The sequence below is a fragment of the Kitasatospora sp. MY 5-36 genome (genome assembly GCF_001182915.1).
Lineage (GTDB): Bacteria > Actinomycetota > Actinomycetes > Streptomycetales > Streptomycetaceae > Kitasatospora.
The window spans coordinates 1-12995 of the sequence record NZ_LFVW01000041.1 but is presented as its reverse complement, the minus strand read 5'-3'; the positions used below and the strand labels follow the sequence as shown (position 1 = coordinate 12995).

14 protein-coding genes are annotated in these 12995 nt (G+C 74.0%); 8 read left to right on the top strand and 6 right to left on the bottom strand.

What is annotated here, in order from left to right:
• Positions 1-102: 102 nt before the first annotated feature.
• A complete protein-coding gene (locus AE652_RS03995) occupies positions 103-870 on the bottom strand; it encodes a CDP-alcohol phosphatidyltransferase family protein (RefSeq protein ID WP_049649706.1) in 768 nt (255 codons plus the stop codon).
• 346 nt (positions 871-1216) lie between these two features.
• Between AE652_RS03995 and AE652_RS03990 the strand changes: the two genes are divergently transcribed.
• Both AE652_RS03990 and AE652_RS03985 read left to right on the top strand, forming a co-directional pair.
• Positions 1217-1792, top strand: a complete 576-nt coding sequence (locus AE652_RS03990; protein ID WP_049649705.1) for an NUDIX hydrolase — start codon at positions 1217-1219, stop codon at positions 1790-1792.
• Between the two features lie 23 nt (positions 1793-1815).
• On the top strand, positions 1816-2499 hold the full coding sequence (locus AE652_RS03985) for an HAD family hydrolase (protein ID WP_049649704.1): 684 nt from the start codon (positions 1816-1818) through the stop codon (positions 2497-2499).
• Between the two features lie 16 nt (positions 2500-2515).
• Here the strand turns inward: AE652_RS03985 and AE652_RS03980 are convergent, their stop codons facing one another.
• Together AE652_RS03980 and AE652_RS03975 are read right to left on the bottom strand one after the other, a co-directional pair.
• Positions 2516-3259 carry a membrane protein insertase YidC gene (locus tag AE652_RS03980; RefSeq protein ID WP_053111957.1) on the bottom strand — a complete coding sequence of 248 codons (744 nt, stop codon included), beginning with the start codon at positions 3257-3259 and terminating at the stop codon, positions 2516-2518.
• A gap of 123 nt (positions 3260-3382) precedes the next feature.
• Complete coding sequence (locus AE652_RS03975) at positions 3383-3676, bottom strand: DUF6412 domain-containing protein (protein WP_234348221.1); 294 nt, start codon at positions 3674-3676, stop codon at positions 3383-3385.
• Positions 3677-3894: 218 nt separating this feature from the next.
• Here AE652_RS03975 and AE652_RS03970 point away from each other — a divergent pair, with 218 nt between their 5' ends.
• Both AE652_RS03970 and AE652_RS03965 read left to right on the top strand, forming a co-directional pair.
• On the top strand, positions 3895-4179 hold the full coding sequence (locus AE652_RS03970) for a type II toxin-antitoxin system Phd/YefM family antitoxin (RefSeq protein WP_049649701.1): 285 nt from the start codon (positions 3895-3897) through the stop codon (positions 4177-4179).
• Entirely contained in the window at positions 4172-4594 is a 423-nt protein-coding gene (locus AE652_RS03965; protein WP_049649700.1) for a type II toxin-antitoxin system VapC family toxin, read from the top strand. Before AE652_RS03970 ends, AE652_RS03965 begins: the two co-directional genes overlap by 8 nt.
• Positions 4595-4632: 38 nt before the next feature.
• Here AE652_RS03965 and AE652_RS44810 read toward each other — a convergent pair whose 3' ends face one another.
• Both AE652_RS44810 and AE652_RS03955 read right to left on the bottom strand, forming a co-directional pair.
• Positions 4633-5232, bottom strand: coding sequence for a hypothetical protein (locus AE652_RS44810; protein ID WP_049649699.1), 600 nt, complete (start codon positions 5230-5232; stop codon positions 4633-4635).
• A gap of 54 nt (positions 5233-5286) precedes the next feature.
• Positions 5287-6363: a Gfo/Idh/MocA family oxidoreductase gene (locus tag AE652_RS03955; RefSeq protein ID WP_049649698.1), complete on the bottom strand. Its 1077-nt coding sequence runs from the start codon at positions 6361-6363 to the stop codon at positions 5287-5289.
• Between the two features lie 172 nt (positions 6364-6535).
• Here AE652_RS03955 and AE652_RS03950 point away from each other — a divergent pair, with 172 nt between their 5' ends.
• The 4 genes from AE652_RS03950 to AE652_RS03935 all read left to right on the top strand — a co-directional run bounded on the left by AE652_RS03950 (position 6536) and on the right by AE652_RS03935 (position 10825).
• Positions 6536-7651, top strand: a complete 1116-nt coding sequence (locus AE652_RS03950; RefSeq protein WP_049649697.1) for an oxygenase MpaB family protein — start codon at positions 6536-6538, stop codon at positions 7649-7651.
• 213 nt (positions 7652-7864) lie between these two features.
• Positions 7865-8644 carry an HAD-IIA family hydrolase gene (locus AE652_RS03945; protein WP_049649696.1) on the top strand — a complete coding sequence of 260 codons (780 nt, stop codon included), beginning with the start codon at positions 7865-7867 and terminating at the stop codon, positions 8642-8644.
• A 192-nt stretch (positions 8645-8836) separates the two neighbouring features.
• Positions 8837-9565, top strand: a complete 729-nt coding sequence (locus tag AE652_RS03940; protein ID WP_234348220.1) for a uracil-DNA glycosylase — start codon at positions 8837-8839, stop codon at positions 9563-9565.
• A gap of 228 nt (positions 9566-9793) precedes the next feature.
• Positions 9794-10825 carry a glycoside hydrolase family 6 protein gene (locus AE652_RS03935; protein WP_234348219.1) on the top strand — a complete coding sequence of 344 codons (1032 nt, stop codon included), beginning with the start codon at positions 9794-9796 and terminating at the stop codon, positions 10823-10825.
• A 58-nt stretch (positions 10826-10883) separates the two neighbouring features.
• Here the strand turns inward: AE652_RS03935 and AE652_RS03930 are convergent, their stop codons facing one another.
• On the bottom strand, positions 10884-12815 hold the full coding sequence (locus AE652_RS03930; protein ID WP_049649694.1) for a kelch motif-containing protein: 1932 nt from the start codon (positions 12813-12815) through the stop codon (positions 10884-10886).
• Between the last annotated feature and the right edge of the window lie 180 nt (positions 12816-12995).

Below are 12995 nucleotides of genomic sequence, written 5' to 3'. Positions count from 1 at the left end.
CGGGCCCGGCGCCGGGGGCTCCCCCGGGCGGGGGAGGGGCGCCTCGGCCCCCGGGAGCAGGGCGACTCGCCCCGTCACCCGGCGGCCGGGGCGCCGCCCGGATCAGCGCAGCCGCGAGGAGGACAGGATCGACGCCAGGTGCGCGACCACCATGCCCCAGGTGATCACCGTGATGCCCGCGAGCGTCCACCGGGTGGCGTCCAGGTTCCCGAGCCCGGCGTCCACCGCGGCCGCCGCCAGCAGCACCAGCGAGGCCTCGATGCCGTTCGTCACCCGGTGGATCTTGAACAGCGAGGCGACCTTGCGGGCCGTCGCGATGCCCTGGGAACGCGGCTGCGTCGACTCCTCGGTCGCCGGCAGCTGCCCGCTGCGGGCGCGGGCCACGTCCACCAGGTCCGTCGAGGCCTTGAGCAGCACCACGCCCAGCGCGGCCGCCAGACCCGCCGACACCCACAGCTCCGACCCGCCGCGCGCCGCCCGGACACCCGCACCGATCATCAGCGCGGCGTCCGCCAGATAGGCGCCGAGCCGGTCCACGTACACCCCGGCCATGCTGAACTGGCGCTTCCAGCGCGCGACTTCGCCGTCCACGCAGTCGAACAGCAGGAACAGCTGGAACAGCACGACGGCCAGCACCGCACCGACCGGGCCCGGGATCAGCAGGGCCGCGCCGCCGCCGACCCCGCACACCACCATCACCCAGGTGAGGGTGTTCGGCGACACCGAGGTGCGCACCAGCTGCCGGGTGGTCCGCAGCGAGATCCGCCGCATGTACATCCGGCCCGCCCAGTGCTCGCCGTTGCGGCTCTGAAGCTTGGCCTGCGGCTGGCACACCTCGCGCAGCTCGGCGAGCGCCGGAGCAGCCACCATGACGACATCCCTCCACCTGTCCCGAAAACGATCACCACAGGCTACGGCCTCCGGGGGAACGCCCGGACCAGGCGGCATGCCGCCGGAGGTACGGGAGGTGTCCGTCGTCGGAACGTCCGGTGCTCACGTCGCGCGCGAGCGTCGCGGACGTCCGGTGCCCATGCCGCGCGCGAGCGTCGCGGACGTCCGCCGGAGCGCCCGCGGTGAAAACCGGTGGGCCGCCCGAGTACCCCCGGGCTAGGCTGCGCGGGTTCGCCGGAACCCGAAGCCCCGGGCCCGACTGCCCGCCCCCGCACGCCGGTTGACGCGGTCCGCGGTCCCGGCGCGGAACGAGGAGCGCAGACCCATGGTGACCACGGGCGGCCCGTCCCAGAGCCCCGACCCGGCCCGACTGCTGGCCGACCACCGTCCGCGGGGCCCGGTGGAGACCGCCGACCACGAGCGCGCCCGCCGCCTCCTCGGCGTCGCCGACGCCTGGAACAGGGGCACCTTCCCGCTCCACTTCACCGCCTCCGCGCTGATCGTCCACCCGCCCACCCGCCGCGTCCTGCTGCGCTGGCACGTCCGCCAGCAGGCCTGGCTGCACGTCGGCGGCCACGGCGACCCGGGCGAGACCCTCCCGCTGGACATCGCCCTGCGCGAGGGCCTGGAGGAGACCGGCCTGACCGACCTCACCCCCTGGCCCGGCCCCGCCCTCGTCCACCTCGCCGTGGTGCCCGTCCCCGCCTCGCCCGCCGAACCCGCCCACGAGCACGCCGACCTGCGCTTCCTGCTGGCCACCGCCACCCCGGAGCAGGCCCGGCCGGAGAACCCGGCGTCCCCGCTGGAGTGGCTCACCGTCGAGGAGGCCAAGCGGCGGACCACCGAGGACAACCTCCGTGAGACCCTCGACCGCGCGGCCCGCCTGCTGCCGTCCGCCTGAACCCCCCCTTGGAGAGCGACCGGATGCACACCGACCAGACCCTGATCTTCGACGCCGACGACACGCTCTGGGAGAACAACGTCCTCTTCGAGCGGGTCATCGACGGCTTCCTGGACTGGGTCGCCGCCCCGCAGGAGCAGCAGCGCACCCGGGCCCTGCTGAACGAGATCGAGGCCGTCAACTCCGCCACCCTCGGCTACGGCGCCACCGTCTTCCGGCAGAGCCTCGCCGACTGCCTCCAGCGGCTCAACGACCGCACCCCCACGGCCGCCGAACAGGCCCGGATCGACGACCTGCTCACCCCGCTGACCAGCCGCGACGTCGAACTGATCGCCGGCGTCGCCGACACCCTGGCCGCCCTCGCCGACCGCCACCAGCTGCTCCTGCTCACCAAGGGCGACCAGGGCGAACAACAGCGCAAGGTGACGGCGTCCACCATCGACCACCACTTCCGCGGCGTCCACATCGTCGCCGAGAAGTCGGTCGACACCTACCGGCAGCTCACCGCCGACCTCGGCCTCGACCCGGGCCGGACCTGGATGATCGGCAACTCGCCCAAGTCCGACATCGCCCCCGCCCGCCGGGCCGGCCTGCGCACCGTCTTCATCCCGCACGAGCACACCTGGGTGCTGGAGCACGCTGAACTCGGCCCGGACGAGGCGACGCTGCGGCTCGGGGCCTTCCCCGAGCTGCTGCGCCACTTCTGACGGCCCCTCCGGGCCCTCAGCCCATCATCGCGGCCGCCGGCACCGGCGTCCCGTCCCGGTACAGCCAGGCCCGCTCGGCGGCCGACCAGACGCCGGTCGTCAGCAGGTAGAGCACGGCGGCCACCGGGACCAGCGCCGCGAACAGCACCGACCCGAACGACAGGTACGGCAGCAGTCCCGCCCCCGGCTGCGGGGCGGGCTGCGCCGTCGCCGCTGTAGCCGCTGTAGCCGCCGTCGCCGCCGCCGCCGCCGCTGCCGCGGCCGTGCGCCGGGCCCGGCGGAAGTTGACGACCCCGACCGCCGCCAGTCCGGCGAACAGCACCCCGAACACCGCCCACTGCCCGGCGCCCTGCGCGCCCGTGACGTGCAGCCCCAGCGGCACCCCGAACAGGGTGTGGTCCAGCAGGTCGTTCGGGGTGGTGAACAGGCGGTACATCACCGAGAAGAACGGGATCTGCACCAGCACCGGCAGGCACCCCGCGAACGGCGACACCTGCTCCTTCCGGTACATCTCGGCCAGCGCCTCCCGCAGCCGCTCCGGGCGGTCCCTGTGCTTCCTCTGCAACGCGGCGACCTTCGGCGCCAGCCGCGCCCTGGCCCTCTCCCCGCGCGCCGCCGCCCGCGCCAGCGGGTGCAGCGCCAAGCGGACGGCGACGGTGAACAGGACGATGGCCAAGGCGGTCGGCACCAGGTGGGCGACGGCGGCGACGACGGCGTGCGCCACGGCGACGGCAGGGTCGAGAACAGCGAGTACGGACATGGTGGAGCGAGCCCTCCGGGGTCTCAGGACATGAGTGATCGGCGGAGGACGGCCACGGGGAACGCCTGGAAGAACGTCCGGCAGGAACGATCGGAAGAACGCCTGGAAGGACGTCGGACGGAACTACGCGGCCGCCGGGGCCGCTCCCGGCGCCCTGGGGCGTCGCCTGCCCCGGGCGTCCGGATCACGCTGCGGAAGGAACGCCGTACCGAACGCCCGGCGCCGCAGCACCCCGCTGCGCACCGCCGCCGGCGCCCGCGCCCCGAGGAGCCGTGCCCCGGCCAGCGCCCCGGCGACCGCCCCGGCCACCAGTGCCACGGCCGCGACGGCGGCCACCGACGCCAGCGTCCCGCTGTCGGCCACCAGCTCCCCGGTCAGCACCCGGAGCAGGCCCAGCAGCATCGCCACAACGGCCACGACGCGCTCCCCCTCCCGGTGTCCCATCGGCTTCCTGACGTACCAGCAGGACGATCCTACGAGCCCCCGGGTTCCCGCCTGTGTCGGGGAAGTGCCCCACGGCGCTCCCACCTGGTCCCGCCCGATTCCGTTCGTACCCGAAGGCCCCCTCCTCGGAGCGGTGAAAAGCGGCCGTCCGGGGTGTAGCCGCCGGGGCTACACGGGGCTACCGTGGAGAGGTGAAGACGATTACCCAGCGGGAGTTCCGGAACAACTCCGCCGCCGTGATGGACGCGGTGGAGGCGGGGGAGACGTTCCACATCACCAGGAACGGGGTCGAGGTCGCGGAGCTGCGGCCGGTGCCCGGGCGTCGGCGGCTCACGGCGGAGGAGCTGGTGGCCCGGCACGTGAAGCTGCCGCGCGTGGACTACCAGCAGATGCGCAAGGAGGCCGAGGAGGACTTCGGCCCCGAGGAGCTGGTGGGCGACGACGGCGACGACCCGTTCGAGCGGCGGCGTGGCTGAGCGCCGCAGAGCACCCCGGCGGCGGCCGGCCGGGGTGCTGGACACCTGCGTCTACATCGACCTGGCGCTGCTCAGCCCCTCCGACCTGCCGGCCGTGCCCGAGCTGACCGCGATCACCTTCGCCGAACTGCAGCAGGGCGTGTCGATGGCCCGCGACCCGGCCAGCCGGGCCGCCCGGCTGGAGGTGCTGGGCGCGGCGATGGCGGACTTCGACCCGCTGCCCTTCGACGCGGCCGCCGCCGCCCGCTACGGGACGCTGGTCACCCTCACCATCGCCGCCGGACGGCAGCCGCGCCCGCGCCGGATCGACCTGATGATCGCCGCGGTCGCCTCGGCCCACGGGCTGCCGCTGTACACCCGCAACGTGGCGGACTTCCGGGGGCTGGGCTCCGCGGTGGAGGTCATCGGGGTGTGAGGGCCGGGCGGGTCCCGAGGACCGGGCGGGAGCGGCGGTCAGGAGGCCCCGAGGGCGGCGGCCCCGTCCCGCTCGACCCGGTCGGCCAGGGCGGCCGCGGCCTTCAGAGCCTCCGCCCGGTTCCGGGTGCGCAGCAGGACGGTGTTGCCCCCGCGCTTGCCCCGGTCGCCGCCCGCCTTGGCGGCGACGGCCCAGCGCGGTCGGCGGAGCAGGGCGAGGACCAGCCAGCGGAGTCCGAAGTTCAGCCCCAGGACGGCGGCGATGGGGACGAGCAGGAGGACCCCCTCGCCGCCGGCTTCGCCGCCGACGTGCCGCATGGGGTCGTAGGCGTGCAGGGGCCTGTGCGTGGCCCCGAGGCGGCCGAGCCACACCACCGCGATCCGTACGGGGCGGCGGTCGGCCCCGGTCACGTCGACGTAGCCGATCGACCCGTCCCGCTCGCCGCGGGCCCAGGCCGTCCGCTCCCTCGTGGTCGACAGGCTCTCCTGGAGCTCGCGGTCCTCGGCCTCCCGGGCCTTCCGGCGCTGCTCGAACTCCTCCGACCAGGCCTTCTCGCGCTTCTTCTGCTCGGTGGACCACGCCTGTTCGCGCTCACGCCGCCCGTCGGCGGTGACCCGCCGTTCCCCCCGGTTGCTCATGGCGGCCATCGTAGGAGACGAGGTCAAGGGAGGGTAAAGCGGGCCGTACGGCCGTCAGCCCGGGCGGACCGCCGTCCCGGTGGCGGCGGAGGTGCGGGCGGCCTCCAGGACGGCCAGGGCGGCCACCGCGTCGCGCGGGTCGACCGGGGGCGGGGTGCCCGGGGTGGCCAGGGCGGCGGCGATGCCCGCGTAGAAGGCGGGGTAGTCGCCGGGGTCGGTCGGCAGCCGGATCGCCGACTCGTCGGTGCCGAGGGTGCCGTAGTGCGCGGGCTGGTCGGCGCCCCAGGGGCGGGTGCCGTCCGGGCGCAGGCCCGCCCGCAGGTCGGCCTCCTGCGGGTCCATGCCGGACTTGACGTAGCCGGCGGTGTCGCCGAGCACCCGCAGCCGGGGGCCGATCAGCGGGGTGATGGCGCTGGTCCACAGGTGCGAGCGGGTGCCGCTGGTGTGGGTGAGGGCGAGGAAGGCGTCGTCGTCCACCACCGCGCCGTCGCGTCGCACGTCGATCTCCGCGTACACCGTCTCGACCGGCCCGAACAGGGTGAGCGCCTGGTCGACGAGGTGGCTGCCCAGGTCGTACAGGGTGCCGCCGACCTCGGCCGGGTCGGCCAGCTCCCGCCAGCCCGGCTTGGGCTTGGGGCGGAAGCGCTCGAAGCGGGACTCGAAGCGGTGCACCCGGCCGAGCGCGCCGCCGCGCACCAGCCGGCTCGCGGTGAGGAAGTCGCCGTCCCAGCGCCGGTTGTGGAAGACCGAGAGCAGCACGCCCTGCTCCTCGGCGAGCCGGCACAGCTCCAGTGCCTGGGCGGCGGTGCCGGCCAGCGGCTTGTCCACCACGGTGGCCAGGCCGGCCCGCAGGGCGGCGCGGGCGAGCGGGGCGTGGGTGCGGTTGGGCGAGGCGATGACGACCAGGTCCAGCGCGTCCGGGTCGGCGAGCAGCTGCTCGGGCGTGTCCACGGCGCGGGCGCCTGGGTGCTCGCGCGCCAGCTGGGCGCGCCGGTCGGGGTTGGCGGTGACCACGGCGTCCAGCCGCAGCCCCGGCGTGGTGGCGATCAGCGGCGCGTGGAACGCGGAGCCGGCCAGGCCGTAGCCGATCAGGCCGACGCGGAACGGACCGGGAGTCGTCTGCGGGTTCATGCGCCCACTCAATCACGAGGCGCCCGGTTGCTCCCGGTTTCGGCGGACGGGACGGCGGGCCCGCCGCCGCGCCCTCGTACGGGTGAGGCTGCCGCCGGGGCCCGGAGCGCGGTGATACGTGTACGCGGCGATACGTGCACGTATCACCCCACGGACTGCGACGGAGGATCACATGGCCGCCAACGGCTGGACCGACGACCTGCTCGACCGGATGCGCACCGTCGGCGACCCGTTCGGGGACGCCGCCATCGCCGAGACGTACGAGCTCGGACAGCAGGACCAGGTGCGGCAGACCCTGCTCGGCTTCGGCCGCAACAGCGACGCCGTCCCGGCCGGGCTGCCGCCCAGGCTCCGGGCGTACTTCGAGGAGTCCGCCGTCCTGCCGTCCTGGGCGGACCGGGCGCAGATGGTGCGCGGCCACGAGCTGCTCGGCCGCTACCAGCCGCTGATCGCCTCGATCCTGCTCTGCGGCTCGCTCCCGCTCTGCTACACCTGCGGCAACGGCGCCGAGGTGCTCGTCCGCTCCCAGCGCCTCACCTCCGGGGTGTACCGGCGCCTGATGGAGACCTCGCAGTTCGTCGTCGACGTCCTCGACAACGACGGCCTGGGGCCGGGCGGCCGCGGACTCCGGTCGGCCCAGAAGGTCCGCCTGCTGCACGCCACCATGCGCTACCACGTCTCCCAGCTGGGCGACTGGGACGCCGCCGCCCTGGGGGTGCCGGTCAACCAGGAGGACCTGGCCGGCACGCTGATGAGCTTCTCGGTGCTGATCCCGCTCGGCCTCGCCGAACTGGGCGTCGAGCTGCTGCCCGAGGACCGGGAAGCCTACTTCCACATCTGGCGGGTGGTCGGCCACGTCCTGGGCGTCGACGAGCAGCTCAACCCGGCCAAGTTCGGCGACGGCGCGGCCCTGAAGGACGCCATCATCCGCCACCAGCAGCGGCCCTCGGAAGCCGGACGGGTGCTGACGAAGGGCGTCCTGGACTTCATCCGGGAGGTGCTGCCGGTCCCCTCGGGGGCGGGCCCCACCCTGATCCGGCGCCTGATCGGCGACAAGTCCGCCGACGTCATCGCGGTGCCCCCGGCGGACAGCCTCACCAAGCTCGGGCTGAGCGCCGCCGCCCTGCCGAACTTCGGGTACGGCAGGACGGGCGACACCCTGCCGCCGCTCGCCGAACTGGCGAGCCAACTGGGGCTGCTGGTCTTCAAGGAGGGGCTGCTGCTCACCAACAAGGGCCGCCGCCGGGAGTGGCAGGTCCCGACCGGCCTGACCGACTCGTCGTCCTGACCGGGGCGCCACCGCGCGGCCACCGGGCTCGGCCCGTGCGGTCACCGGCCCCGGGGTGTGCGGCCACCGGCCGGACGGGGGCCGCGCGGTGGCGGTGCGGGCGACTACGCTGGTCGGAGTTGGGGCAGCCTGTGGCGCCCGACCGGCCGAGGGTGTCCGGTCTGGGCATGTGCGAGAACGTTCAGACCTGTGCAAGACCGAGGAGACACCTACGTGGCAGAGCGCAAGCCCATCGAGTCCTGGCTGACCGACATGGACGGGGTCCTCATCCACGAGGGCACGCCGATCCCCGGGGCGGAGGAGTTCCTGCGCAAGCTGCGGGAGTCCGGCAAGCCCTTCCTGGTCCTCACCAACAACTCCATCTACACCCCGCGCGACCTCAGCGCCCGGCTGGCCGGCATGGGCCTGGAGGTGCCGGAGGAGTGCATCTGGACCTCCGCCCTGGCGACGGCCAAGTTCCTCGCGGGCCAGCGCCCCGGGGGCACCGCGTACGTGATCGGTGAGGCCGGCCTCACCACCGCGCTGTACCAGGCCGGTTACGTGCTGACCGACAACAACCCCGACTACGTGGTGCTCGGCGAGACCCGCACCTACTCCTTCGAGGCGCTCACCAAGGCGATCCGCCTGATCAACCAGGGCGCCCGGTTCATCTGCACCAACCCGGACGAGACCGGCCCCTCCACCGAGGGCGTGCTGCCGGCCACCGGCTCGGTCGCGGCCCTGATCACCAAGGCGACCGGGGTCGAGCCGTACTTCGTCGGCAAGCCCAACCCGCTGATGATGCGCGAGGCGCTGAACACCGCCGGCGCCCACTCCGAGACGGCGGTGATGATCGGCGACCGGATGGACACCGACATCGTCGCGGGCATGGAGGCCGGCATGGAGACCATCCTGGTGCTCACCGGCCTGACCTCCGCCTCCGACGTGGAGCGCTTCCCGTACCGGCCGACCCGTGTGGTCCAGTCGATCGCGGACCTGGTCGAGCTGGTCTAGCCGCTGGGTTTTCACCCCGCGTTCTCGTCGTGGGCCCCGTTCCGGCAGGTCGCCGGGGCGGGGCCGCCTCGTGCCCGTGGTGCGGGGCCGCCTCGTGCCCGCGGGGAGGCGGCCGTTGTCGGTGGGGCTGTGTAGCGTTCGGGGTGAAAGAGGGCGTGCGGCGCAACAGCCGCGGTGTGGGAGGTAGATGTCGTGACGGACACGGTCGAGGCGGGCGTGGTCGAGGCCGGCGAGGGCGGCGGGCTGGAACTGCCCGAGTCCTGGCGCGGGGTGCTGGGCGCCGAGACGGAGAAGCCGTACTTCGCCGAGCTGGCGGCCTTCGTGGCGGCCCAGCGCGCGGAGCACGAGGTGTTCCCGCCGAGCGGCCAGGAGTTCGCCGCGCTGGAGGCCACCCCGTACGACAAGGTCCGGGTGCTCGTGCTCGGCCAGGACCCGTACCACGACAACGGCCAGGCCCACGGCATGAGCTTCTCGGTGCTGCCGGGCACCAAGACGCCGCCGTCGCTGCGCAACATCTTCAAGGAGCTGGACGCCGACCTGGGCGTCCCCGCCCCGGACAACGGCTACCTGATGCACTGGGCCGAGCAGGGCGTGCTGCTGCTCAACGCGGTGCTCACGGTCCGCGCGCACGAGGCCAACTCGCACAAGGCGAAGGGCTGGGAGAAGTTCACCGACGCGGTGATCAAGGCGGTGAGCGACCGCGACGAGCCGGTGGTCTTCGTGCTGTGGGGCAACTACGCGAAGAAGAAGCTGCCGCTGATCGACACCGCCAAGCACGTGGTGGTGCAGGGCGCGCACCCGTCGCCGCTGTCGGCGAAGCTGTTCTTCGGCAGCCGTCCGTTCTCGCAGATCAACGCCGCGCTGGACTCCTTCGGCGCCGAGGCGATCGACTGGCAGGTGCCGAACCTGAAGGAGGCCTGAGCCTCCGCCCGAGCGCCTGCGGGCGTTCCGGGGTGCTGGTCGGCGGGCGCCGGCAGCCGGTGGTGGCCGTGGTTCGGACGGGTTCGATGTCCCGTCCGCCCACGGCCACTTGGCGTTCACCGCCGGTGGCCGTCGGCCGGTGCCGGGTGTGCTTAGCTGGTGCCGACCGGTCGCCGGACCGGGGCCGGGGAGGGGCGGTACGTGCACGGGCTGGGGCGGACAGGGACGTTGCGGGGCGCCGTCGGGGCGCTGCTGGCCGGGGTGGTGCTGGCGGCCGGGTCCGGCTGCACCGGTTCGGACGGCGGGAAGCCGGGAGCCGGGTCCGTGTCCTCCGCCGCCGGGGCGGGCGCGGGGGCGGGTGCCGGTGCGGGCTTCGCCCAACTGCCCGGGCAGGCCTTCTACGTCTCCGACCGCACCAACGCCGCCCAGCAGGTGACCGCGCTGCGCGGCCAGGGCCGGACGGCGGAGGCCGACGCGCTGCTGCGGATCGCCGGCCAGCCCTCCTCGCAGTGGCTCGGCGAGCAGGGCGCCCAGACGATCGCCGAGCAGGTGAGCCGACGGGCCGCCGAGGCGGGCCGCACGGCGGTCTTCGTCGCGTACGACATCCCGCACCGCGACTGCGGCCAGTACTCGGCCGGCGGCGCCCCCGACGCGGCCGCCTACCGGGCCTGGATCACCGGCGTCGCCCAGGCCCTCGGCGACCGCAGGGCCTGGGTGGTGCTGGAGCCGGACGCCGTCGCGCACACCCTGGACACCTGCGGGATCAAGGGCGACCTGGCCGCCGAGCGGTACGGCCTGTTGGCCTTCGCCGTCCAGGAGTTGAAGAAGAACCCCAACGCGCGGGTCTACCTGGACGCGGGCAACCCCGGCTGGGCACAGGACCCGGAGGAGATGGCCACCGCCCTGCGCAAGTCGGGCATCGCGGCGGCCGACGGCTTCGCCGTGAACGTCGCCAACTTCTACGACACCGAACGGAACGCGGCCTACGGCGCCAGGCTCTCCGCGGCCCTCGGCGGGAAGAACTACGTCATCGACACCAGCCGCAGCGGCAACGGGGCGCTGGGCGGCGCCGCCTGGTGCAACCCGCCCGGGCGCGCGCTCGGCGAGCGGCCGACCACCGAGACCGGCCGGCCCGGGGTGGACGCCTACCTGTGGATCAAGAACCCGGGGGAGTCGGACGGCGACTGCGGCCGGGGCGAGCCCCGGGCGGGCGAGTTCTGGCTGCCGTACGCGCTCGGGCTGGCGCAGGCGGCGCGCTGAGGCCGCCTGCGCCTGACCTCGGGCCCTGTGCGTCGTGCGGTTCGCACGGTGCGCGGGCTCAGGCGGTGATCTGGATCCAGCGGGCGACCGACGGGGTGCCGGCGGCGTCCGTCAGGAACAGCATGTACCAGCCCGGCGGCAGCAGGTTGGGATTGCCGGGCAGGGTGAGCGAGACGCCGTCCGCCGTCCGTCCGGCGACGTCCAGGGCCACCGAGCGCTGCTCGACGTCCGTCACGTGGGTGACCGAACTCGGCCGGATCAGCTTGGCGGTGGCGACCGCCTCCGGGCGCGCCGTCCCGACGGCGAGGGTGCCGCCGAGCCGGGCCGCCCGCGGAACGGCGCCGACCTCCGGACGGTCGCCGTGGTACAGGTACGGCGGGGTGTAGATCTCGATGCGCTGCTCGAAGCCGCCCGGCTGGGTCTCGGCCTTGTCCGCGAAGAGCGGGTTGGAGCCCAGCACGGCGACCCGGCCGTCCGGCAGCAGCAGCGCCTCGGAGTGGTAGTTGCGGCCGACGGTCGGCTCGGCGGCGGTCGTGAAGCCGTTGGTGTCCGGGTGGTACACCTGCGCCTTGAGCAGGTCGCTGTCGCCGCGGCCGCGGTAGCCGCTGGAGCCGCCGGTGGTGAAGACGGTGTCGTCCGGCAGGATCACGCTGTTGAGGTAGCGGGTGCCGCCGGCCGGCAGGTCCGGGCCCGGGGTGAAGGCGGGAGCGGCGGAGGAGAGGTCCGCGATGTCGGTGCGGGCCGTGGACAGCGGCGACTCGCCGACACCGCCGCCGCCGAGCACCATCACCTTCTGCGCCTGCGCGGGCGGCAGCAGCACCGAGGAGGAGGTCTCGGTGAGGCCGGGGTCGCGCAGGCCGGGGACGGGTTGGAAGGCCCCGCTCGACAGGTCCCACACGCCGGGCTCGCGGCCCTTGTCGCCGGGGCCGTAGCCGCCGTTGGAGCCGGAGTAGAAGAGCTTGCCGGAGGCGGTCAGGAAGACCGCCGGGTAGGTCGGGAAGTAGTGGTCGGGGCCCTTGGACCAGGACTTGGTCCTCGGGTCGTAGATCTCGTTGTCGTTGCCGCTGAGGATCTCCCCGGTGTCGTCCAGCCCGGAGACGGTGACCACCCGGCCGTCGCCCAGCCCGGTCAGCGTCGGGTACCAGCGGGCGTGGGCCATGTCGGTGACCGGCTCGTACAGCTCGGTGTCCGGGTTGAACTCGAAGGCGGAGCGGATGCCCTGGTACTCCTGCTTGTCCAGGGTCAGCTTCTCGCTCTGCCCGTACAGGTTGTGGGCGTCGGTGCCGCTCAGGCCCTTGATCCGGTACTGGGCGGGGGAGTCGGCGACGAAGTCCTGGCCCGGGCCGACCGCCTCCACGTACACGTGCTGCTCGCCGGCGGTGACCACGGTCTGCTTGCCGGAGCCGGTCTTGGTCGCGGCCGGGACCGTCACGGCGGCGGTGCTGGCGTACTCGTGGCCGTTCGGGGAGACGAAGACGGTGCCCTTGGGGAAGGTCCGGTCGCGCTCCGGGCTCTCGTTGCGCACCCGCATGATGCCGGCGGCCTTCTTCACGGCGCCGGCCAGCTTCTCGTAGCGCTGGGTGCCGCCGGCCACCAGGACGCGGCCGTCCGGCAGCGAGGTGTGGCCGCCGCAGAACATGTCGGCCGGGGTGGGGACCAGCTTGTAGGTGTTCCGGGCCGGGTCCCAGAGCAGGCTCTTGAAGGTGCCCGCGTTGAACTGCTTCTCGTCGTTGCCGGAACCGGCCACGATCAGGACCTTGCCCGTGCGCAGCACGGTCGCGTGCACGGCGTTGACCCGGAACTCGGTGGGCAGCGACAGGGTCTGCCAGTGGCCGTACTGCGCCTTGTACTCGGGGCGGTTGATCACGTAGTGGTGGTACTGCTGGGAGGCGAAGCCGAGGACGGCCGGCGCGTTCATCCCGGCCACGGTCAGCGCGACGGTGCTGCCGAGGGCGAGGCGCTTGGTGCGGCCGGCCTTGTGGATCTTCACGGTGGGTGCTCCCCTCGGGAGGCGGTCGGGGGCTCTGGTCGGTGGGCGGCTCTGTTCGGTGGGTGGTGCTGGTCGGCGGGTGGTGCTGTTCGGCGGGGCGGTGCTGGTCAGGCGGCGGTGCTGGTCAGTGGGAGGGTGCCGGTCAGTGGGAGGGTCTGCCGCTGTCGGCGTGGTCGGGTG

Bases quoted from the DNA above. Each gene is read 5' to 3' on its own strand.
- AE652_RS03995 (WP_049649706.1), bottom strand. From the start codon at position 870: ATGGTGGCTGCTCCGGCGCTCGCCGAGCTGCGCGAGGTGTGCCAGCCG.
- AE652_RS03990 (WP_049649705.1), top strand. From the start codon at position 1,217: ATGGTGACCACGGGCGGCCCGTCCCAGAGCCCCGACCCGGCCCGACTG.
- AE652_RS03985 (WP_049649704.1), top strand. From the start codon at position 1,816: ATGCACACCGACCAGACCCTGATCTTCGACGCCGACGACACGCTCTGG.
- AE652_RS03980 (WP_053111957.1), bottom strand. From the start codon at position 3,259: ATGTCCGTACTCGCTGTTCTCGACCCTGCCGTCGCCGTGGCGCACGCC.
- AE652_RS44810 (WP_049649699.1), bottom strand. From the start codon at position 5,232: ATGAGCAACCGGGGGGAACGGCGGGTCACCGCCGACGGGCGGCGTGAG.
- AE652_RS03955 (WP_049649698.1), bottom strand. From the start codon at position 6,363: ATGAACCCGCAGACGACTCCCGGTCCGTTCCGCGTCGGCCTGATCGGC.
- AE652_RS03950 (WP_049649697.1), top strand. From the start codon at position 6,536: ATGGCCGCCAACGGCTGGACCGACGACCTGCTCGACCGGATGCGCACC.